Raw genomic sequence first — 22,277 nt, forward strand, 5'->3', positions numbered from 1 at the left:
GGAATTACACCTGCTGCAAAGTCGGTAGACACGATCGAGTGAACAGAAACCACCAGAACTGCAGCAATACCACCTAGCACAAAACTAAGTGCTTCGAAACGCAACCACTCTTTCGTTGAACCGGTCCATCCAAATGCAAAGAAACCATAGACAGCCTTCTTTATTTTCGATTTGGCGGAATCTCGGATTGTCGCAAAATCGGGGACCATTCCGAAGTACCAGAAACTAGCCGAAATCAGAATATAGGCCGTAATAGCCACAAAATCCCAAAACAGTGGTGAGTTAAAATTCACCCAAAGCGGGCCGCGGGTGTTTGGATAAGGGAAGATGAAAAAGAACAACCAGGGCCGTCCCATATGCAGCAAGGGAAAGAGTCCTGCACAACCAACTGCAAATACAGTCATTGCTTCAGCTGCCCGGTTAATAGAGGTACGCCATTTCTGCCTCAATACCAACAGGAAAATTGAAAAGGCGGTCCCGGCATGCCCGATACCAATCCACCAAACAAAGTTGATGATGGCCCATCCCCATGCGATCGTATTATTGACCCCCCAGGTTCCAATACCGGTGGAAATCGTCACATATTTGCAATAAATACCCCAGCTGGCCATGCCTAAACTGGTTAACAGGGCAAAAGCCCACCAAAGCGGGGTTTTAGCATGAATCGGTGCATTAATCTCCTGCGAAATCTGCTTCAGGGATTTATTCCCCCGGATGAGCTTGTCTCTAACATTTGAGTTGTACATAAAAACAAGGTTTATTTCTAGGTCCAGGCTTTATTCCTGACTTTGGTTAAGTATCCGACAGACGGTAACGTATGCAATTCCTCCAGCAAATGATAATTTCGCTTATCCTGGAAGAGTTTGCTGATTTTGCTTTCCGGGTTATTGAGGTCGCCAAATACAATGGCATTCCCCGGACAGGATTGCTGACAGGCGGTTTTTATTTCGCCATCGTTGAGCATACGGCCAGCCAGCTTTGCTTCAAGTTTTTTCTCCTGAATGCGTTGCACACACATGGAGCATTTCTCAACAACACCACGCGACCGAACCGTAACATCAGGATTCAGCACCATCCGTCCAAGGTCGTTGTTGGCGTTGTAATCGAACTTATCATTCTCGACATAACGAAACCAATTGAAACGACGCGTACGATACGGACAGTTATTGATACAATATTTTGTTCCCACACAGCGATTGTATGCCATCTGGTTCAATCCTTCGTTGCTGTGGTTTGTTGCAGCCACCGGACATACATTTTCACAGGGGGCATTGTCACAATGCTGACACATCACCGGTTGATTCAACACCTCCGGATTAGCCGGATCCCCGGCATAATAGCGGTCAATACGGATCCAATGCATAATGCGGCGATTTCGAACCTGTTCTTTTCCAATTACCTGAACGTTGTTCTCCGCCTGACAGGAGATTGCACAGTTTCCGCAACCGGTGCAGGAATTCAGGTCGATTGCCATTCCCCAGTGGTGGGCCGGAAATTCAAGTGTTTTATAGAGTGTGACACTTTCTTCTTCAATTTTTTCGTGCAATTCATTACCTGCTGAAGGATTTTTAAGGTATTGCTGAAGGCTGGTTTCCCGCACAATGGCACGGCCTTCCATACTATGATGCGTTTGCGACAAGGCTAACGGATATGTAGCACCAACAACCGGGGATACTGAAACGTTATCGATCCGATATTTCCGGGAGCCATTTTCTTCTCCCACAAAAGCATACATATTTTTACCAACCCCGTCGCCAACCCGACCCGCATCAACGCGACCATAGCCCAGAGCTACGGCAATGGTTTCCTTGGCTTGTCCGGGCTGAACAAAAACCGGCAACTCCATACCATTTAAGCTTATAACACTTTCATTCTGAAGGCCGTTTTCTTCGGCATAGGCTACAGGTACAGAAGCATAATTATCCCAACTGATCTTAGCTACGGGATCCGGTAATTCTTGTAACCAGGGGTTGTTGGCCAGTTTACCATTTCCCAAAGCAACACTCTCATAAAGGACTACTTCGGTTCCGGGTTTCGCAGCTTGCAATTTACCTGCAGCATCAGCCAAACCATCGCTACTGTAAGGAGCGGTAGCCACTCCATCCAATCCCCAAACTCCCTTTTGAACAGTGTAGTTCCAAAACAATCTGAAATCGTTGTATTCTGTCTGTTTCGGGTAGTAATCGCGTTCCCATACTGACTTCATAAAATCTCGGTAGTTTGCAGGCACTCCTGACCAGCTTAGCAAACTTTCCTGAACATCACGGGAATCAAACAACCGGGAGATTACGGGTTGTGCCAGGCTATATTGACCGGCTTTAGGTTCCAGGTCGTTCCAGGCCTCCAGGTAATTCGGCTCCGGGAGGATATACTGGCAAGCCAGAGAGGTTTCATCTCTACGTTCAGCAAACGACAAGGACAGTTTCATACGGCGAATTGCTGATTCCAGATCTTCTCCGTTTGACTGATCGTAAACCGGATTGACGCCCCATACCAACAGACCATCTACCTTTCCGGCTAACAAATCAGCATTTAATGCAGCCATTTCTGCATCCAGCCCATACCTTGTCATCAAAGCTGAGTTCCAAAGGATGGTATGGCCGTAATTATCTAATAAATGATTGATGGCATTGACAAACAGCTGTATATTTTTGTCATTACTTCCTGAAATAACAATTGACTTTCCCTTTGCCGACAGCAATTCATCAGCCAATGCACTAACGTCAACAGCACTCTCTGGTCCAGGGAACTGTTCACCGCCCAAGGTTTCAGCTATGGCATTATACAATGCCAGGATTACACCACCTTCCTCCGACGGTTTCACAGGGAACCGAACATCAGCATTTGAGCCGGTCAGCGACATCTGCGACTCAATCTGGTAATGACGCAACATGTCGCGTTGTCCCTCATCTAATTTTCGGGCAGCTGTATATTGCCTGGTATATTCAACCGGCGATAACCAGGTACCCAAAAAATCAGCAGCAAAACTAACGACCACCTTTGCCTTATCGAAGCGATAGTCCGGAATAGCCCTCTGACCAAAGCTTTGCATATTGGCAGACAGCATACCGGAAGCAGAAATGGCATCATACTGGACCCATTCAGTTCCCGGATAAGCATCCAAAAATTGACGAATACTCTTTTTTGTTGATGGAGATATGACGGTCTGCGTTAACAGAACAATACGCCCACCGGCATCCGAAATTTCTTTCAGTTTGTCGGGGATCTCCAGATCAGCATCTTTCCAACTAATCTTTTGACTCAGTTTTTGAGGACCTTTATAACGAGCACCATCATATAAATTCAGAATCGAAGCCTGCACCCGGGCACTTGTTCCCGATTGTGATATTGGGCTCAACTCATTCCCTTCAATCTTAATTGGCCGACCATCACGCACTTTCACCACAACACTACAGTAATCTCCTGCATCATAATAGCTCGATGCATAATAGTTGGCTTTACCGGGCGTAATATCTTCGGGCTTTACTAAGTACGGAATTGCCTTCTCCACCGGGCGCTTACAGCTAGCCACTATGGTAGCAGCCGCCAAACTAAAACCCAGGGTTTTCAGAAAATCGCGACGCGAATTTCCGCCATTTCCTCCTTCTGTTTTATAGAGCAGGCTTTTTTGCTTGGCTTCTTCCCGGGCTTCCTGAATCCGTAAGGCCTTTGGATCTTGCAATTCGTCAAGACTTCTCCAGTAGGTTTTCATTAAAAAGGTGTTTAGTTTTGTGTATTCAGTTTCGGTCTCCGACCTTTTATTTAATCCCGGTTATTTCAAATACTGCTCAAAACATGCCGGGCTATTTCATCATCTTCTAATAGTGGCAACGCATACAATCGTTAGCACCAATATCTTCTGCTTTTACCGACTGTATTTCTCCGTTTTTCATCTCCTCATGCATTTTTGCATAAGCTTCATAGTAGCCATTCTCTTTAAACTTCACATCTGTTTCCCGATGGCAATTGACACACCAGCCCATCGACAAATCAGAATACTGACGCATGATATTCATTTCCTCAACCGGCCCATGACATTTCTGACAATCAATTTTTGCGACACCAACATGTTGTGCATGACTGAAGAATACGAAATCAGGCAGATTGTGCATGCGTACCCATTCAACCGGCTTCTTATTTTCTACCGCATCAACAACCTTGGCAATTTCAAATTTCCCGGAATGAGATCCCTCACGAACAATCACATGGCAATTCATGCAAAGATTCATTGCCGGTATGCCGGCGGATTTACTGCTTTCGGCAGTATGGTGACAATATTTACAATTGATTTTGTTATCGCCTGCGTGTATTTTATGCGAAAACTTGATTGGTTGATCGGGTGCATATCCCGGGGAACGCCCCAACCTGATAGCTTCATGACTGACAACCTTGCCTTGATATCCCAGGGAAAACAATAACACCACAACCGGAATAAAACGATATTTAACTTGTTGGAAAAAAATCAACTCCAATAAAGCCCAGGTGATCAATATTCCGAAGAAAAGGAAAATCAACAGGTTATTTATACTTGGTTTTACGGGTTGGGGGCCAATCATAGCCATATTATCCAGGTAAGCCTTTACCGTCTTTAGATCGGCTTCTTCGATATTAATTCCGGCATGCACTTTGGTCAGCATATTCCCAACCGGCTGTTTAATAGAAGCTTGAAATGCATCAAAATCCAAAGACACATATTTTACAGCGATAGCCATCGCCGAAGGATTCCAATTTAGCGTATCGCTATGTGCAATATTATGACAGGAAACACAGGATTGTCCTTTAAAATTAAACGGCAATAAACCCTTAAAAAATCGTTCTCCCCGCTTAATATCGTCATGGGAGTGACCTTCAACTAAAGGCTGCTGATCGATTGCCAAAGAAATTACAGGTGTATTAATAACAAAAAAGAAACCGAATAGTGAAGCTAAAAGATACAATCGGTGCTTAGGTTTGGCAAGGTTCGGTCGTTTCATACGTTTAGCGTTAGTTATATCCTTTGTTATCTGAGAGATAGTGAAACTCAAAACATAAACAAACGATCTTTGCGTATGGTTTTTTTAAGAGATAAAAAAATGTGTATTTCACCTCATCAAAAACAGAGCAATATAAAGAAAGAAGCACACAAAAACCCCTAAACACCTATATTACAAAGCGATAAACAACAAACAAGCGATAAAAAAACATTAGAATATTTAAATGTGTTTTATAACAACATTGAAAGAATCAATGAATCAAAGGCTTTTGGTGAGTTGTTTTACCAGCTTCATTTCGGCAAAAAATTCTTTTGCCACTACTCGAAGAATTGTATAAACCGGTATGGCTAGAATCATTCCCAGCACACCTGCAAAACCTCCGGCAGCCATAATTACCAGGAAGATCTCGAGAGGATGAGCCTTCACAGTATTGGAATAAATCAGAGGTTGAAATAAGATGTTATCAATGATTTGTACGGCGGCAAACACAAGGACCATTAATCCAAGTAAGGGTAGCGTATGCGATGAGAAATCAGCATGAATATTAACGGTTAGGCCAATGAGCAAACCAACGGCAGCCCCCATCCAAGGACCTAAGTATGGAATAACGTTAAACATACCGCAAAATATTCCAATGACCACGGCATGACTAAATCCCAAGCCAACGATAGTCAGACCGATGGTTACCAACACCCCTACCAGAAAAACCTCGGTGATCAGCCCCATAAAATAACGACGAAGTAAAAGATGAACAGAATGCATCATTCGTGAAATTCGTTCTTCCAATTCATTGGGCACAAAAAGCAAAATAACATTCTTAAACATGGTCTCTTCTTTCAAAAAGAAAAAAGTGATGAACGATACTGAAAAGGCACCGATCAACAAGGTTCCAAATGTTCCTGCAATTGTACCTAAAAGGTCCGACACATGCTGTATTCCAAGGCCATCCTTAAACTGGTTTTGAAAGAATTCTGTAAAAATTTGTTGCCCCGAGTCAACAGGCTCATGGCCAACCAAACTCATAAAACGCAACAGAGGCTTATCGATCAGGTTAAAAACAGACTCCGGTTTTACTGTTGAAAGCTCCGTAAACTCACTGACCAGCAAAGGAATTAAAAACCGAATGGCACCGATAGCAACCATCCAAAGTGCCACAAGTGTTAACAGTGCACTCCCACCCTGGCCTAGTTTGAATTTCCCCAGATGTACTTTAGCTAAAATACGGACCAATGGCCGACCGATCAGAGATAGAATAACCGATATCAAAATATAAGTAACTAACCCACTAAAGTACCACATTAAAAACAAGATACAGATTGCACCCAGGGCAATCAACCATCCTCTGTATTTACTGCTAACCTGAATCATTCGATTGCTTTTATTACAAATATATACTTTCTGGTAAATAAAGACTTAGCAATTAAATTAAATAAAACAGGAAAAGAATCTTTCGTCAAACAGACTGATCGCCGACACAACGAATACCGCACCACGTTTTGATCACTGTCTCCTGAGGAACTATCAACAATTTTTGATAAATTTGTTTTAGGGAAGATTCAGATCATGAAAAGAAAGCTAAGTGTACTTATTGTTGATGACGAACAGGATGCACGAGACATCTTAAGGTACTTTTTAGAGAAAATACCGCTTATCGGAAGAATTGAAGATGCTTCAAATTCTGACGAGGCACTTTTTAAATACCTTGAAATGAAACCCGACCTCGTTCTGTTAGACATTGTTATGCCTGGAGGACGAGATGGTGGTGAATTAATCGAACTATTCAAAGGAAAAGACCCGGACTGCAACATTATCATTGTTAGCTCGCACAAAGACTCCGCTATCATGGCCATTCAAAACGGCATCTATGACTTCATCCTTAAGCCTGTTCAGTTAAAAGTATTACGGGAGAAAATAGCGAACTATCATGGTCAAAAGCCGAGTATCGAGAACAAAATACAGAAAGCATTAAACGATGTTGACAACGGACCGAAACTGAGAATATCATCCACAAACGACCATATACTGGTAGATCCTTCGGAGATACTTTACATTGAAGCCGACGGCGTATACTCGGTGATTACAATGCAAAACGGAACTAAAGAACTGGCCAATACCTACCTGGGCAAACTGGAAGACATTCTATCCCCCCAGCGTTTTTTCCGTATTAGCCGTTCAACCTTAATAAACCTCGATAAATTATCGCAGATCAACAAAATTGAAAGCACATGCACCTTGCACGGTTTCGATTTTGATATTTGTTTAAGCGGGTCGAAAAAGCAGATAAAGATTTTGTGTGAATTGGATTTGAACTGAGCATGAGTGATAAAATTACAGCAGTTATCATCGACGACAATGAGGATGCAATAGCCCTATTAGAGATCTACCTTCAAGCCTTTAAAGAAATTAAGGTTGTGGGGAGCACTGTAAGTCCGCAGAAAGGTGTTAAAATCATTCATAAATTAATTCCTGACATTGTCTTTCTGGATATTGATATGCCGGAAATGAATGGACTGGAAGTTGGTCAGATAATCTTAGACAGCCACCTGAAAACTGAAGTTGTTTTCACAACAGCACACAGTCAGTATGCCTTTCCGGCCTTAAACATCAAACCGCTCGACTACCTGGTCAAGCCCTTTGGCCCGGCAGAACTTATTGCTGTTATCAACCGGTTTAAAAACAAGCAGAAAACCAAAGAGTTTGAGCGTAAGATGGACCTGTTTATTCGGGCAAAAAAGATCAACCATAAAATAAAGCTAACCAACCGGAATGGTTTTGTATTGATAAACCCCAACGATATAATGCTCATCAGGGCTGAAGGAAACTATTGCCGGATCTACTTAAAAACGGGCAAGGATGAAGAGATTACACAAACCATCATTAAAGTTGCCGAGCTGTTAAATTCATCCAATATCCTAAGGGCACACCGTTCGGCCTATGTAAACACGCAATACATTACCCGAATCGACAAAAAAAGACGCGTTGTTTATTTAACACACGAACAATTTTCACTTGAAGAAGTGATGAACCGTTCAGCATTAGCTTATTTCGAGAAATTAAACTGCTTCCCGATCACCTAAAAAAATTGCTGATTCTTTTGGGAACCAGCAACTTCATCTATTCTTATTACAATGGTTATTTTATCGTTTCAGAAGAACGTAATCCAAAACCTCTCCAATCGTTGATACGAACATAAACTTAAGGCCTTTCAGGTAAATATCTTTAATCTCCTCAACGTCCTTTTTGTTTTCTTCCGACATGATTACTTCCTTAATTCCGGCCCGTTTAGCAGCCAAAATCTTTTCTTTAATACCACCAACAGGAAGTACTTTTCCACGCAAAGTCATTTCCCCTGTCATCGCGATATTCTTTCGTACTTTCCGTCTCGTCATAATCGATGCCAGCGAGGTAACCATGGTAATACCGGCAGATGGACCATCTTTCGGAATTGCACCTTCGGGAACGTGAATATGCCAATTATTATTTTCAAACACTTCGCTGTCAATGCCCATCTCATCTGCATGCGACTTCAGGTATTCCAAAGCCAACATCGCCGATTCCTTCATCACCTCTCCCAGGTTTCCGGTAAGAGTAAGGCCACCTTTACCTTTGCTTTGGCTCGACTCCACAAATAATATTTCGCCGCCATGAGCCGTCCAGGCCAAGCCGGTAACAACGCCCAAAAACTCATTCCCCTGGTAAAGTTCGCGTGAGTATTCGTAGGCCCCCAGATATTCTTTAATATCAGCCTCTGTAAGAATTACATTATATTCTTCATCAAAAGCCAGTTTTCGGGCTACACGACGAATAACTTTAGCAATTTTCTTATCCAATTCGCGAACACCGGATTCACGGGTGTAACGATCAACAATCAGTTCAATCACATCGCGTGAGAACTTCAGATCACTGGCTTTTAGGCCATGATTTTCCTTTTGCTTTGGAATAAGGTGTCGCTTGGCAATCTCGATCTTTTCCTCCAGAATATATCCGCTTACATCAATCAACTCCAGTCGATCGCGCAAAGGCGGAGCAATTGTTCCCAAGGTGTTTGCTGTCGCAATAAACATCACCTTCGACAAATCGTAATCCAGATCGATGTAATTGTCATGAAACTCTGTATTTTGTTCTGGATCCAGTACTTCGAGTAAAGCAGAAGCCGGATCTCCATGGAAATCGCTGGAAACTTTATCCAGCTCGTCCAAAATAAAGACCGGGTTCGACGATTTCGCCTTTTTTATATTTTGAAGAATCCGTCCGGGCATCGCACCAATGTAGGTCTTCCGGTGACCGCGAATCTCTGATTCATCATGCAAACCACCTAAGCTCATCCGGATATATTTGCGTCCCAAAGCTTTTGCGATTGACTTACCAAGTGAAGTTTTACCAACTCCCGGAGGGCCGTAGAGACACAAAATCGGAGCTTTCATATCTTTCTTCAACTTCAACACGGCCAAGTGCTCCAGAATACGTTCTTTCACGTTATCCAAGCCATAGTGTTCCTCTGCCAATACTTTCTCCGCATGTTTCAAGTCGAAATTATCTTCGGTATGCTCATTCCAGGGCAAGTCCAATAAAGTCTGACAATAGGTATATTGCACCGAATATTCGCCGGCAGCAGGATTCAATCGCGACAACTTATTAACCTCTTTTTCGAAAAAATCAGCCATTTCAGCTGACCATTTCTTATCCTTGGCAGCCTCTTTCAGATCAGCAATTTCCTGTTCAATCGGGTTGCCACCCAATTCATTCTGAATGGTCTTAATTTGCTGATTCAACAAAAATTCACGCTGTTGCTGATCCAGCTCCAGTTTCACTTTCGACTGGATATCGCGCTTCAGTTCCAGCATTTGAACTTCTTTCACCAGGTACGAAATAGCTTGAATACCACGTTCGCGCAAATCGGCCACTTCCAGTAAACTTTGCTTTTCCTCCACTTTCAAATCTGTATTGGAACAGATAAAATTGATCAGGAAAGTTGAATTCTCAATATTTTTAACGGCAAAACTGGCTTCGGGAGGTACATTAGATGAGTATTGCGCAATCTTTACCGACAGGTCTTTCAACGACCCAACGATCGCATGAAATTCATCATTCTCCGCATCGGTCGTAATCTCGTCGAGCAAATTAACTTTCGCTTTAAAATACGGGAATTCCTCCAGGTATTCAATCACCTCAAAACGGCGCTTACCCTGAATGATTACCGAAGTTGAACCATCCGGCATTTCCAGAATCTTCAAAATCTGCGCTACTGTACCAACCTGATACAAATCCTTTTGCTCCGGATCATCTACAGCCCCATCAATTTGCGTTACGGTTCCTAAAAGTTTATCTGAACGAAAAACTTCCTGAATCAATTTTAGCGATTTTTGACGACCAACAGTGATTGGAATAACCACTCCCGGAAACAACACGGTATTCCGAAGCGGTAATATTGGCAGTACATCGGGTGCCTGAAAGTTCGACAACTCCTGCTCATCTCCATCTGCCATTATTGGAATCAACTCGCTTTCGTCATCTCCAACACCACTGAATATCATCGTTTTTGCCACTTGTTCTTTTTTATTTGCCATTGTTCTATTTTGAAAAGATGAACTGACAATCTGTCTTTGACAGCTCTGTATTTCATTGATCCCTATAACGGGGCAATCACCATGCCAAAAGCAGGTAAAGCTCCTAATACTTCCGGTACACTGCTGATTGATCAAACACTGCTGTTAAAATACGCTGATCGACATCAGTTAGTTCCGAAGAACGTCGTGCCATGACTTGTGCTGCTGTCCCGAACACGGTTTTTAACTGGTGAACTTTATAACCATGAGCACCTCCATCGGAAAACGAAGGAACAAACTGACGAGGAAAACCAGCTCCATGAATATTGCATCCAACACCAACAACTGTCCCGGTATTAAACATGGTCGATATCCCTGCCTTGGAATGATCGCCCATAATCAAACCACAAAACTGCAAGCCTGTTCGGATAAACTTATTGTCCGGATAATTCCAAACTTTCACTTTATCGTAGGTATTTTTCAGGTTAGACACATTACATCCGGCCCCAAGGTTACACCACTCCCCCAACACGGAATGTCCCAGGAAACCATCGTGTCCCTTATTGCTGTAGCCCATTAAAATAGAATGGCTTAGTTCACCTCCAACCTTACAATACGGCCCCAGTGTAACCGGTCCGTATATTTTAGTCCCCATATTAACCACTGCATGCTCTTCCATTACAAATGGTCCTCGAATCAGGGAGCCTTCCATAACTTCAGCATCCTTTCCGATGTAAACAGGGCCGGCACTGGCATTAATGACAGCACATTCAACTTTTGCACCTTCTTCGATAAATATATTTTCCGGGGCTATCACCTGATTTGTCTTGCTCAATAAGGCAGACTTCCGACCTTTCGTTATGAAGTCAAAATCAAGCTTTATTTGGTGAGCATTCACCTCATTTAAATCCCAAGGATAGCGAATATAGTCCAATTCTCCATCGTAATCCAGCCAGTTGATTTCCGACTTAAGAACCGGATAACTTTTAGCATCCTCCTTAGGTAACCGAACGGCAACCGGAATCCCGTGCCATTTTACCCCTTGTAGACTCTGAAGATTGGCGGCCATTACCACCAACTCATCGTTTGGACAAACATGAGATGAAATCAAGTAATTATCCGCTTCAAATTTGGTTGGATACTTATCCTTCAAATACAATTCCGTTTTGTATGAGCAACTCCCCTTCAAACGGTGTGACCACTTCTCCTGAATTGTAAGGATACCGGTACGCAACAAAGCCACCGGGCGAGTATAGCAAAGCGGCAACAAACAGTTCCGCTGATCAGTCTCAAATAGAATAATATTCATGGTCGAAAATTTAACCGTCAAAATTAAGACAAAAAAAAAGCTCCGCGAAGGCGGAGCTCTAATTTATCTTTTGTAGACGTATCTTACTTTTTACGTGCATCCATGTGTTTCTGGTAACGGTTCATGAACTTGTCAACACGACCAGCGGTGTCAACCAATTTCATTTTACCAGTATAAAATGGATGAGAGCTACTTGAAATTTCCAATTTAACAACTGGATATTCAACACCATCAACAACTTCTGTTTCTTTAGTTTGGATGGTAGACTTTGTCAGGAAAACTGTACCGTCTGACATGTCTTTAAATGCTACCATACGGTAGCTATCTGGATGTATGTCTTTTTTCATCGCTGATCTCTTTTAAAACAACATTATTACAATCGGGCTGCAAATATACACACAGTTGTGTAATTCCCAAAGCTTTTTTATTTTTTTTCAGAAACTTTTTCTGCATTAATAATCGGGGCACGTTCAAATGGCTTTGTGCGATCAAACAAATAGCGCATAGTATAGTGCGTTTTGGTATGTTTTCCGCCAACCGATTCATACAAAGCTACCACTTTCGGATTGAAGTCACCAGCCCAGCTTAACTCCATTTCCTTATACCAGTTTTTCCGGTACATCACCGGACGTAAATGCCAGAAAATAGCCGCATCAACACCTGAGCGTTGGTATTTTGGAACAATTCCAATAATCAAACTACGGGTACGCGTCATTTTTTTGCGCTTTTTCAACCACAGAAACTTTAAAATTCCCCATAGGTTGAGTTTACCTTTCATCTCAATCAAAATCTGGTTTAAATCGGGAATCATGACAAACAAAGCAATCGGTTCATCTTCGTGATAGGCAAACCAAATAAATTCAGGTTCCAGAATTGGCTTTGCCGATTTCAAAAAGTCGCGTAAATCATCTTTATCCAAAGGCTTGAAATGCTCGTGAAAACGCCAGGCATTATCATATACCTGTGCAAAATCGTCGATAAACTTTTCGGCTTTATCCCACGAAAAATGTTCAAACTTAAACTGGGGTTTCTTTGATACCCATTCAGCAACCTTCCAAAAACGTTCCGGCAACTCAGGCAATGTTGTATCCAGGTGATAGCTAAATTGCTGGAAATACATCTGGAAACCATAGGTCTCAAATAAATTCTGGTAATACTTCGGATTATAGGGCATCCCAAAGCCTTGTGGCATAAACCCATCGACCAATAACCCCCAATTAACGTAGTTTTCGCCAAAATTCACAGGGCCGTCCATGGCTTCCATACCGCGTTCCTTTAGCCACTCACGAGCAGCATCGAACAACTTATTGGCAGCCTCCTGGTTATCGACACATTCAAAAAAACCGCAACCGCCAGTTGGCTGTTCAAAGGTATTTGCCTTGTCGTAGTTGATAAAAGCTGCAATTCGGCCAAGCAACTCCCCTCGATCACCGGTCAACACCCACCGAATTGCTTCCCCGTTTTTAAAAGAGGGGTTCTTAGCCGGGTCGAAAGTATCTTCAGTCATACCTTCTAAAGGTGGTGCCCAGTTTTTATCTCCTTTGTAGATCAGATGTGGAACCTTATGGAAAAGCTTCCGACTTGCCGCATCATCAACAATCAGTAATTGCATATCTTTAATTTATGAATACATAAAGTACATTTAAAACAAATTATCCAGAAAGGAGAAATACTAGTCCGTTATAATCGGTGCACGCTTAAACTCCTTCGTTGGATCAAACAGGTAACGTAAAGTCAGGTGTGTTTTCTCGTGTTTACCACCAACTGCTTTAAAAATTGAAATCATTTTAGGGTTAAAATCACCAACCCAGCTTAGTTCCATTTCCTTGTACCAGTTTTTCCGCAACATCACCTGCCGGAGATGATAGAAAATGGCTGATTCGATACCGGTTTTTTGAAATTTCGGAGCGACTCCCATCACCAAAACCCGGCATCGGCTAATTACTTTCCGACGACGCAACCAAATCATCTTTAACAAGTTGAAAAAATTCAACTTTCCGCTGTAGATACGTTTAAACAATTGATTCAAATCCGGCACCATCATAAAAAATGCAACGGGTGTCCCTTCGTGATAAACAAACCAGATGAAGTCTTCATCCAGCATCATCTTGGATTCCACCAACATTTTATCAATATCTTCCGGATCAATCCGCTTGTAGTTATCGTGTTTCACCCAAGCCTGTTCATAAATCGCCAAAAAGTCTTTAATGAACTTCTCCTTCTCTGCAAAACGAAACTGCAGAAACGAATAGCCTGGTTTTTTCGACATACGCTCGGCAATTCGCCAAAAACGCTGCGGTAAATCAGGGCTGGTAATATCCAAATGATAACTGTATTGCTCGTAATATGTTTTAAATCCGTAGTTCTGGAACAAGCCGGCATAATAGGGTAAGTTATACTGCATGCCGAAACCTTGCTGAACGAATCCATCAACCAGAACCCCCCAATTGAAAAAGTTTTCTCCAATATTAATGGGGCCGTCGACTGCCTCCATTCCTTGTTGCTTCAACCAATCAACTGCGGTATCAAACAACAGGTTAGCAACGTCCTGATCATCGACACTCTCAAAAAAGCCTATACCTCCGGTTGGTTGATCAAAGCTGTAAGAGTATGTATCGGTTACAAAAGCGGATATGCGACCAACAATCCGGCCATCCTTTTCAACCAGCCAGCGGCGCGCAGAACCATTTTTTAAAGCATTATTTTTTTGTGGGTTGAAGATATTTTCAACCATCATCCGAAGTGGAGGAACCCAATTGGTGTCGTTCTTATAAATCGTATAGGGCAGTTGATGAAATGCATCAATCGATTTTTGATCTTCTACCTGAATTATTTGCATGGAGATTTCTTATCTAATTCCGCCCGAAAATAATACATCCTTGCGAAAATAAAAAGCAGGAGTTTGTCCCCTGCTTTTCGTTAATATTGTTTTATATCTTGAATATTAATTACGTCGTGAAGCCAACTTAGCTAACAAGCGAAGGATTTCGAGATATAACCAAACTAAGGTTACCATCAAACCAAATGCACCATACCACTCCATTTCCTTAGGAGCTCCGGCACGTGCACCACGTTCTATAAAATCGAAATCCAAAATTAGATTTAACGCAGCAACGACCACAACCAATAAGCTAAAGCCAATACTGAAGTTGCTGTTTCCGTACAGAAAGCTCAGGTTCGCACCGAACATACCGGCTATGAAACTGATGAAATAAACCAAGGCAATACCACCTGTGGCAGCAACAATTCCCATCACCAACTTACCGCTGGCCCTAATTTTTCCCGAGCGAAATAGAAATAACATGACAAAGAAAACCCCCAGGGTCAGGGCCACTGCACGCATCACAAGTCCCGGATATTGCACTTCGAAGAAGGCTGAAATTCCACCCAGAAATAATCCTTCAAAAACAGCATAAACAGGAGCCGTTATATGCGAACTTTGCGGGCGAAAAGTTGTAATAATCGCCGTTATAAAACCGCCGATTCCACCACCGATCATCCAAAGTGAAACTGCAGAGAATGCCGATTCAGGATTTGAATAATCATACGCACCAAAGAACTTGCGCCAGGTAAACATGGCTGCAAAGGTAACGATCAACAACATCAGGCCGGTTTTATTCATCGTTCCGCTCACTGTCATAACCCCAGAATCGGTGGTATTTGCAAAACGACTAAAAACTGAATTTCCGAAAACCGGATTCGATGATTTAGTAAAATTCATATGCTATCAATTAATTTAATTTTCCGGGGAAACTACCAATAAAAACAATGCCAAAGCCAACAAGCTTTCTTAAAAACTGCCGAAATAGCAGCTCTTCTAACATCTTTTAACGTTACTGACAGAACAGGAACTTCCTTGCAGGGCTAGGCCAAATCGGCGTTTATATCGGCAATATCCTCCAGCAATACTATCGCCATATTTTGCGCCTGCTCTTCTTCCATTGCTTTTACCTCTTGCAAAAATGCTTCACAGGACTGTCGCAACTCTGCATTTCGATTGATTAGTGCAGTCATGGTACGATAAAAGACCTGTCCCAACTGAGGATCCTTGGACAAAGGAGCCATCACCTGGAAGAATGGTTCAAACATCTCGTTAATTGCTTTTTTATCCATCATCGCCAAACGACCAATCAATTGCAAGCCGGCGTAATGCACCAGGTACTTCTTACCACAGCAATATTCAAGAGCTTTTACAAAAGCAAACTTCGAACGCACAAACAAATTCGCCACCAGTTGCTCAATCAGTTCAACGGTTTCAGTGCTTTTGGTCCAATAGTCCATTTGCGCTTCCGTCATTTCATCGGGCACCTCCAACATACTCGCAACAATCATCGTTTCGCGCCAGCCTTTGTTCCAAAGCTTTAAAGCTAACAGGTGATTGGCCTCATAATCTTTAGCCAATTCGCGCAAGTGAATAATAGAAGCCCCCCAATTAATCTTGTAGTTCACTCCCATCTTTTTCATTTGGGCTACCGTTTCGCCATTCTTACGCAAACGAATTTTTGCCAGTATTTCCCGAAATTGTTTTTCCGTTGCCGGATCGTCCAAGAGAATATCCATATCTGGTTGTTTCAAACTAAACGAGTGATCAGCGCAAAAATAATGAAATAGATGAGCACCGATGAATAATTATCAATTTTATACCACCTCGCTACAGGAGAAACGAACAACAGTGCAGCATCCAATAGCTTGATTATCCATCCAATTTCCTATTTTTACAGCAACTGATATTCGCCTGATGCCCATAATCCAAAGATTAACCGACAAGCTGTTTAAAACCGAATTCTACCGAAACATTCTCAGGCTTTTTGCCGGTCTGTTCACAGCAAGGATATTCCCTTCGTTGTTCGCACTTGTCATTGTTCGGATATACTCACCTGAAAACTTCGGTCTATTTGTATTATACCTGACCATTGCTTCAGCCCTTTCGATTATTTCAACAGGGAAGTACGAAAATGCCATCATTTTAGCCGACCATGCAGAGCAACAAAAGCTTGCTTTCTCTCTTGCAAGAAAAATAAATATTGGGGTGAACACATTGGCCGCTATTCTAATTGCCGGTTATCTTCTAATCGCCAGAATCAACGATACTTCAAAAATAACACTACTACTGCTGATCCCCGTTTTCGCGTACTTTTTTGCCGGCATACAGCTTATCCGTCATCGTCTGATCAGCCAAAAAGAATTTCGCATTCTTTCGTATCTCGAAATAGGACGAGCACTTGCAACAGGGATCCTGCAATGCCTGTTGTTCATCTGGCCGCAAACCGGACTTTTTATAGGGGCAGTGCTGGCACAGGCCGGAGTTTACATGTTTTACCTATTTCGACTAAGAGAAAAGCCATCACTTAATTTAGAACTGTCAACTTCGGAGAAACAGCTGGGGCTACGCTATCTCAATTTCCCGAAGTACTCAATCGGGTCCGAGATCTTAAATTTTTTGAGCAGCCAACTGCCCATATTTCTGATAAAACCCTTCTTCGGAGCCAGCTCATTGGGGCTCTATTCTTTTCCGCACCGCTACATTAACAGCCCGGTACAGATTCTAAGCAACTCTGTGTCGCGCGTTTACATACAGGAAGCACAATTATTAAAGCAGGACGATCAACGATTGGCAGCTTTAAGCTTCGATTTATTTAAAAAACAGGTTTTGCTGGCCATCCTGCCGTTTACAGTTTTAGCTCTTTGGGGAGAAGGATTATTCAGCTTTTTATTTGGCACCGAATGGGCTTATGCCGGGAAATTGGCTCAACTCATTTCCCCCTGGTTATTTGCCGTGTCCATAAGCTCGCCACTTTCTGCAATTTTAATCATCCGCGAAAAGCAACGCTTTTCACTGGTATTCAACTTGCTTTTAATCGGGTTCCGAGTCGCAAGTCTCCTTGTCGGCTTTCTCCTATTCAATAATTTAAATTGGACGATTGGCCTTTACAGTCTGACAGGCTTCTTGTTTTTCGTCTTCCTTGGTTATTACTCCTTACATTTAGCCCGGGTGAAAACCGTTAAGGCTGCATTTTTCAGTCTAAAAATACTCGCCCTGGTATTTTTGCCGCTATTTTTACTCAAGCTATGGATCTGAAACCGAACATTATATTGGGGAAATACGCCTGGAAGCAAATGAATAACTGCTATGCCACCGGTTCTGCATGGCTTGGTAACAACTATATGGATACGGATCAATTAGCCCGTAAGATCCAAGAGGAGGGCCAAGAATTCGGCGAGTTCAAATCACTCATAAGTAAGCTAAATGGCCAATTTTCTATTTTAGTTGAAAAGGAAAATGAATGCTGGCTTGCATCAAGCATCAATTGGGCTTTCCCCTTGTTTTACCACTGGGAAGAAGGGCAAATAAAAATTAGTGATGATCCGCAAGAACTAAATACAGAAGAGCATTTTGAGCCGGATCCGTTTACCGAAGATTATTTTCTAACGTTCGGAGTCTCACCGCTACACCAAACACTGCACCCCAAAATAAAACAATTACTGCCGGGTGAAATTATTCGGTTGACATCCAACGAAACAATCAGCTATTCAATTCCGGATGATGTGCTATGGCAACAGTCAGCTTGGGAAACTCCTACAACACAAACAATCGCTGATTTATTTCTACAGGTATTCAACCGATACTCCCAACGAATAGGCGACCGACATGTATTATTACCATTAACCGCCGGATACGACTCGCGATTACTCGCCTGCTTGCTGAAAGCCAACGGCCACACCAATGTACTTTGTGCAAGCTGGGGGCGAAAAGAAAACACGGAAGAACGAACAGCACAGCGAGTCGCCGGGAAACTAGGCTACGACTACCGCTTTATTGACTATGGAAAGATTATTCCTGAAGATTTCATCAATAATGAAGATTTTAAGTCCTATATACACGCGAGTGGTCACTGGTCATCCATGCCTTACCTTCAGGACTTTTTCGCTATCCAATATTTAAAAAAGCAAAAGCTGATTGACGAAGACACCATTGTTCTCGCCGGACATCCGGGTGATTTTCTGCGAGGGGATCATCTCTATTCGGAATTTCATCAACTGAATCCAAACGCACTGGCTAAACAAATCCGACATGCGTTTTCGACCACACTCCCCCTCAATAAAAGCAAACAAAAAGCATTAGATCACTTTATCAGTACGAACTTTTTCTCCTCTTCAGATACACCAAACTGGCAAGGATTCGACAAATGGGACCTCATCGAACGCCAAAGTAAGTTTATTGCGAATTCTACCACAGCTTTTCGCATGGAAAAGCTTGAGGTGATGATGCCGCTGTTTGACCTGGAACTATTAAAACTATTCACCGGATTAACGCTTGAACAACGAGCTTCTTCGGGCTTATACAACCAATGTTTGGAGAACCACTTTTTCGTCCCGAACAAAATCGATTTTAACTTTAAAAGCGCACCCAAACCGATTTTAAAAAACAATTGTTTCAAGGATCTCCTGATCCGAATGAGCCCCAATATTCTAAAACGGCAATACTACCCGAGGAGAGACGCCATCTTCTACCGGGAACTCACAACCGAGTTACGGAGAACAACAAAGAGCAAGCACTACAAGAAGCCAATCAAACCGCACTATTACAACGCTTATCTGGCACAATGGTATCTGCATCTTGTAAAAACAATCTCCCGTAGAACAACTACTTCTTAAATATGAAGTAGACGGCCAAAATCAAAAATACAAATCCCACCAAATGGTTCCAGCGGAAGCTTTCGTTTCGAAAAAGCAAAATCGTAAATATGGAGAACACGATAAGCGTAATCACTTCCTGCAAAACTTTCAGCTGCCAAAGGGTAAAGGGCCCGCCATTTTCTTTAAATCCGTAACGGTTAGCCGGCACCTGAAAGAAGTATTCGAACAACGCAATTCCCCAACTTATTAAAATAATTGCCACCAGGCCCAGCTTATTGAACCATTTCATCTCGGCAAACTTCAAGTGCCCGTACCAGGCAAAAGTCATGAACGTGTTGGATAAAACCAGTAACCCTATTGTCAACAGTGCTCGCATACAAAACGATATAAAATTGCCGCAAAGCTAATGAAATCGGAGACCGTTGATACCGTCGCAAAAAAAATTAAAAATTGTGCATTTTTTATCCAACAGGTGTAGGACGAATAAAAAAACCGTCTATATTTGCAGCACCTTAAACAAAGGGAAAAACTTAAAAATGATGGCCCGTTCGTCTAGCGGTTAGGACGCCAGGTTTTCATCCTGGTAGCAGGGGTTCGATTCCCCTACGGGCTACGCAAAAAGAAGAATCAGCAACGGTTCTTCTTTTTTGTTTTTAGAAACCCGCAATACCAATTCTCCCCCATTGCTGCATTTTCAATTTGTTTTAGATTGAGGTTTTCAGAACTGGTGTCCGCTGCTACAAACTATATTTTAAAGATTTGGTACCCTCTACTAAAAAATATTTTAATTTTTTTCATCTCTGTGTACGCTCTACTAAAACTAAAAATTATAGTTAAAGCACTGCGTACACTCTGCTAAAAATTCATTGCCATTTTTTAGTACAGCGTACGGGCTCATAAAAACATGAAAAATAATTCGTCTAAAAGCCCCAGAAACAGGGCATTTTCAAAAACAGAAACGACCCCGGAAGATCCATTGAGATAAGCTCAACAGGAAGAGCAAGGAAATTAGTAACTGAGCAAAAACCAGACGTTTACACGCCGTGTGAGCTGTTTCATAAAACCGATAATCAACGAAAATACACCTATCTATATGACAAAAACGCTCAAACACTTTTCTGATAATTTAATCCGCCAAGCTTTTGGTGCAACACACCCAATTTATAACAATCGAATAGCCATAGCCAGACAATCCCCCTTTTTAGTAGCAGTCGAACAAGTGGGCCGAACAGGCTATACATCCAACCAATAAAAACCCGTAGCCGCCACAAGCGAAAACAAACCCGCAAAAGCTGAACATCTTCAATCAACGCTGCGGAGTTTGCTAAATTCTGCAAAAGAAAAACCAGGTTCTCGATTCCTTTTTCGGTATTGGCAAGGTAAGCTTCGTTCGTTTCCAAATGACCGTTAATTACCGGGTTATCCAGATGGACTACCGGAACCTTCCGCTGTTTTAACTCCAGCCCAAACAAGGTGTCTTCGTGCCCGTAATCCGTTAACCGCTCATCAAAACGAATGGTGTCAAAGGTTTGTCGGGGAATGACAAAGTTACTAGTCATAAACGAACGATATGGTTCACCAGATCGCAAACGGATAGATCTACTTTCTCTAATGACTCCATACTTCCATCGCAGCCGCTGAGCTCTAACCGGAGTTTGCCGGTCGTAAACCCGCCCACCACAATGTACTTCTTCCGGAAATTTTTGAACCGAGTTTATATAGCTCAGGAGAAAATCATGATCAGCAAGTAACGAATCGCAGTCCAGAAAAAGCATATAATCGAAACTAGCGTATTCCAGGAACCGATTTCGAATTGCTGCCCGGCCAATGTTTTGTTCCAACTGCACATATAAAGCATCGGGACATGCCTGTTTGTTATGCTGACGAAACCGGAACTCCGAACAATCATCAATCAGAATAATCTCATACAAAATTTCCAATCTTCGGGCTTGTTCGGTCAAGGCTTCAACCAGCCTGTCAACTTTAAAATTATATACCGGAATGCAAATTGAAATCACAGAATTTGTTTCGAGTTTGAGTGCAACCAAAATACAAAACTTTCAGAGTTGTTGGTGACATTACACCTTCAAATCGCATCACAAAAAAGCCCGATTGTCAAAACAACCAGGCTTTGGGAAGACTTGACTAGCGTATTAACCCGAATGGGAATTTGCGATAGTAAGCGAATCTATTGAACATTGTTTCGGTCGTCGCTCTTACGAATCACATTTATAGGTCTGATGAAACTTTTCGCTAAGCGTTGCGTGAGTTTTGGGGTAAATTTCAAATAAATTCGGTGTCAACTGTGTCGTATGGAGATCTACACTTTTCCGGAAGGTTAATTAATCCCACTCCCAGCCAATTGACGTTTGAAGGATATAGTCCCCTTTTTCAACACCTGCCACCTGCGGTCGGGAGTCGAAGTTATGTGTAAAGTTGAGTTTTATATAGAAGTCAAGCGGAAGATCCCATTTGACAGTCAAGGTATTATTCAACCGCCATCGTTCGGCATTCGAAAAACTTTTAAAAGCAGTGGTTTGAATCAACAGGGAAACATCGCCAACATCGTAAGCATCAAGAACCACCCCAAACAAACCTTCAAAACTGTTATAGGAACCATTTTCCGGTGCACTGAATTCCTCGTGCGCATTGGCAAGGCCAAGTCCTCCTGCGAACGACAAGCCGTTTTTCCGAATAAAGTAGTAGCCAACTCCCAGTTTTGAGGTTGTACGCAAATCCAGGTTTTGTTCTGTACTTGATAAAAACTCCATACCAGCAAAGCCGTAAGTATTACCCCAAAGATCTCGGGTA

Annotated in this window: 18 protein-coding genes and 1 tRNA gene; 5 read left to right on the plus strand and 14 right to left on the minus strand. The window is 42.4% G+C overall.

Annotated features, from left to right (window positions below):
- From nrfD to AC37HE_RS05720, 4 genes are all read right to left on the minus strand, one after another.
- Positions 1-746 (minus strand): NrfD/PsrC family molybdoenzyme membrane anchor subunit (gene nrfD, locus AC37HE_RS05705; protein WP_500781828.1); only part of this gene is annotated, 746 nt, incomplete at its 3' end.
- Positions 747-763: 17 nt separating this feature from the next.
- Positions 764-3,712 carry a TAT-variant-translocated molybdopterin oxidoreductase gene (locus AC37HE_RS05710; RefSeq protein WP_500781829.1) on the minus strand — a complete coding sequence of 983 codons (2,949 nt, stop codon included), beginning with the start codon at positions 3,710-3,712 and terminating at the stop codon, positions 764-766.
- A 106-nt stretch (positions 3,713-3,818) separates the two neighbouring features.
- The gene (locus AC37HE_RS05715; RefSeq protein WP_500781830.1) at positions 3,819-4,973 is read right to left on the minus strand and encodes a cytochrome c3 family protein; all 1,155 of its coding nucleotides are present in this window, start codon (positions 4,971-4,973) and stop codon (positions 3,819-3,821) included.
- A 258-nt stretch (positions 4,974-5,231) separates the two neighbouring features.
- Positions 5,232-6,341 (minus strand): AI-2E family transporter, encoded by a 1,110-nt coding sequence (locus AC37HE_RS05720; protein WP_500781831.1) that lies wholly within the window; start codon positions 6,339-6,341, stop codon positions 5,232-5,234.
- A 195-nt stretch (positions 6,342-6,536) separates the two neighbouring features.
- Here AC37HE_RS05720 and AC37HE_RS05725 point away from each other — a divergent pair, with 195 nt between their 5' ends.
- A complete protein-coding gene (locus AC37HE_RS05725) occupies positions 6,537-7,286 on the plus strand; it encodes a LytR/AlgR family response regulator transcription factor (RefSeq protein WP_500781832.1) in 750 nt (249 codons plus the stop codon).
- 2 nt (positions 7,287-7,288) lie between these two features.
- Complete coding sequence (locus AC37HE_RS05730; RefSeq protein WP_500781833.1) at positions 7,289-8,050, plus strand: LytR/AlgR family response regulator transcription factor; 762 nt, start codon at positions 7,289-7,291, stop codon at positions 8,048-8,050.
- A 60-nt stretch (positions 8,051-8,110) separates the two neighbouring features.
- On the opposite strand, the gene lon is transcribed toward AC37HE_RS05730, so the two are convergent.
- The 7 genes from lon to AC37HE_RS05765 form a co-directional block, all read right to left on the minus strand.
- Entirely contained in the window at positions 8,111-10,540 is a 2,430-nt protein-coding gene (lon, locus tag AC37HE_RS05735; RefSeq protein WP_500781834.1) for an endopeptidase La, read from the minus strand.
- Between the two features lie 103 nt (positions 10,541-10,643).
- Complete coding sequence (locus tag AC37HE_RS05740) at positions 10,644-11,828, minus strand: GlmU family protein (RefSeq protein WP_500781835.1); 1,185 nt, start codon at positions 11,826-11,828, stop codon at positions 10,644-10,646.
- Positions 11,829-11,911: 83 nt separating this feature from the next.
- Entirely contained in the window at positions 11,912-12,175 is a 264-nt protein-coding gene (locus AC37HE_RS05745; RefSeq protein ID WP_500781836.1) for a type B 50S ribosomal protein L31, read from the minus strand.
- A gap of 77 nt (positions 12,176-12,252) precedes the next feature.
- Complete coding sequence (locus AC37HE_RS05750; RefSeq protein ID WP_500781837.1) at positions 12,253-13,440, minus strand: GNAT family N-acetyltransferase; 1,188 nt, start codon at positions 13,438-13,440, stop codon at positions 12,253-12,255.
- Between the two features lie 60 nt (positions 13,441-13,500).
- Positions 13,501-14,667 carry a GNAT family N-acetyltransferase gene (locus AC37HE_RS05755; protein WP_500781838.1) on the minus strand — a complete coding sequence of 389 codons (1,167 nt, stop codon included), beginning with the start codon at positions 14,665-14,667 and terminating at the stop codon, positions 13,501-13,503.
- Positions 14,668-14,772: 105 nt separating this feature from the next.
- A complete protein-coding gene (locus tag AC37HE_RS05760; RefSeq protein WP_500781839.1) occupies positions 14,773-15,549 on the minus strand; it encodes a Bax inhibitor-1/YccA family protein in 777 nt (258 codons plus the stop codon).
- Positions 15,550-15,692: 143 nt separating this feature from the next.
- Positions 15,693-16,388 carry a DNA alkylation repair protein gene (locus AC37HE_RS05765; protein WP_500781840.1) on the minus strand — a complete coding sequence of 232 codons (696 nt, stop codon included), beginning with the start codon at positions 16,386-16,388 and terminating at the stop codon, positions 15,693-15,695.
- 178 nt (positions 16,389-16,566) lie between these two features.
- Between AC37HE_RS05765 and AC37HE_RS05770 the strand changes: the two genes are divergently transcribed.
- Both AC37HE_RS05770 and AC37HE_RS05775 read left to right on the plus strand, forming a co-directional pair.
- Positions 16,567-17,907, plus strand: a complete 1,341-nt coding sequence (locus tag AC37HE_RS05770; protein WP_500781841.1) for an oligosaccharide flippase family protein — start codon at positions 16,567-16,569, stop codon at positions 17,905-17,907.
- A gap of 38 nt (positions 17,908-17,945) precedes the next feature.
- A complete protein-coding gene (locus AC37HE_RS05775; protein WP_500781842.1) occupies positions 17,946-19,484 on the plus strand; it encodes a hypothetical protein in 1,539 nt (512 codons plus the stop codon).
- Here the strand turns inward: AC37HE_RS05775 and AC37HE_RS05780 are convergent.
- The gene (locus tag AC37HE_RS05780) at positions 19,474-19,842 is read right to left on the minus strand and encodes a DMT family protein (protein ID WP_500781843.1); all 369 of its coding nucleotides are present in this window, start codon (positions 19,840-19,842) and stop codon (positions 19,474-19,476) included. The two genes, AC37HE_RS05775 and AC37HE_RS05780, sit on opposite strands and share 11 nt — an antisense overlap.
- A gap of 165 nt (positions 19,843-20,007) precedes the next feature.
- Between AC37HE_RS05780 and AC37HE_RS05785 the strand changes: the two genes are divergently transcribed.
- Positions 20,008-20,079: transfer RNA gene (locus AC37HE_RS05785), tRNA-Glu, on the plus strand.
- Between the two features lie 493 nt (positions 20,080-20,572).
- Here AC37HE_RS05785 and AC37HE_RS05790 read toward each other — a convergent pair.
- Together AC37HE_RS05790 and AC37HE_RS05795 are read right to left on the minus strand one after the other, a co-directional pair.
- Positions 20,573-21,484 carry a glycosyltransferase family 2 protein gene (locus AC37HE_RS05790; RefSeq protein ID WP_500781844.1) on the minus strand — a complete coding sequence of 304 codons (912 nt, stop codon included), beginning with the start codon at positions 21,482-21,484 and terminating at the stop codon, positions 20,573-20,575.
- 324 nt (positions 21,485-21,808) lie between these two features.
- On the minus strand, positions 21,809-22,277 hold a 469-nt coding region (locus AC37HE_RS05795), incomplete at its 5' end, for a DUF481 domain-containing protein (RefSeq protein ID WP_500781845.1).

This window comes from Mangrovibacterium sp. (assembly GCF_059905295.1).

Coding starts and splice junctions, on each gene's coding strand:
- AC37HE_RS05710 (WP_500781829.1), bottom strand. CDS start 3,712: ATGAAAACCTACTGGAGAAGTCTTGACGAATTGCAAGATCCAAAGGCC.
- AC37HE_RS05715 (WP_500781830.1), bottom strand. CDS start 4,973: ATGAAACGACCGAACCTTGCCAAACCTAAGCACCGATTGTATCTTTTA.
- AC37HE_RS05720 (WP_500781831.1), bottom strand. CDS start 6,341: ATGATTCAGGTTAGCAGTAAATACAGAGGATGGTTGATTGCCCTGGGT.
- AC37HE_RS05725 (WP_500781832.1), top strand. CDS start 6,537: ATGAAAAGAAAGCTAAGTGTACTTATTGTTGATGACGAACAGGATGCA.
- AC37HE_RS05730 (WP_500781833.1), top strand. CDS start 7,289: ATGAGTGATAAAATTACAGCAGTTATCATCGACGACAATGAGGATGCA.
- lon (WP_500781834.1), bottom strand. CDS start 10,540: ATGGCAAATAAAAAAGAACAAGTGGCAAAAACGATGATATTCAGTGGT.
- AC37HE_RS05740 (WP_500781835.1), bottom strand. CDS start 11,828: ATGAATATTATTCTATTTGAGACTGATCAGCGGAACTGTTTGTTGCCG.
- AC37HE_RS05745 (WP_500781836.1), bottom strand. CDS start 12,175: ATGAAAAAAGACATACATCCAGATAGCTACCGTATGGTAGCATTTAAA.
- AC37HE_RS05750 (WP_500781837.1), bottom strand. CDS start 13,440: ATGCAATTACTGATTGTTGATGATGCGGCAAGTCGGAAGCTTTTCCAT.
- AC37HE_RS05755 (WP_500781838.1), bottom strand. CDS start 14,667: ATGCAAATAATTCAGGTAGAAGATCAAAAATCGATTGATGCATTTCAT.
- AC37HE_RS05760 (WP_500781839.1), bottom strand. CDS start 15,549: ATGAATTTTACTAAATCATCGAATCCGGTTTTCGGAAATTCAGTTTTT.
- AC37HE_RS05765 (WP_500781840.1), bottom strand. CDS start 16,388: ATGGATATTCTCTTGGACGATCCGGCAACGGAAAAACAATTTCGGGAA.
- AC37HE_RS05770 (WP_500781841.1), top strand. CDS start 16,567: ATGCCCATAATCCAAAGATTAACCGACAAGCTGTTTAAAACCGAATTC.
- AC37HE_RS05775 (WP_500781842.1), top strand. CDS start 17,946: ATGAATAACTGCTATGCCACCGGTTCTGCATGGCTTGGTAACAACTAT.
- AC37HE_RS05780 (WP_500781843.1), bottom strand. CDS start 19,842: ATGCGAGCACTGTTGACAATAGGGTTACTGGTTTTATCCAACACGTTC.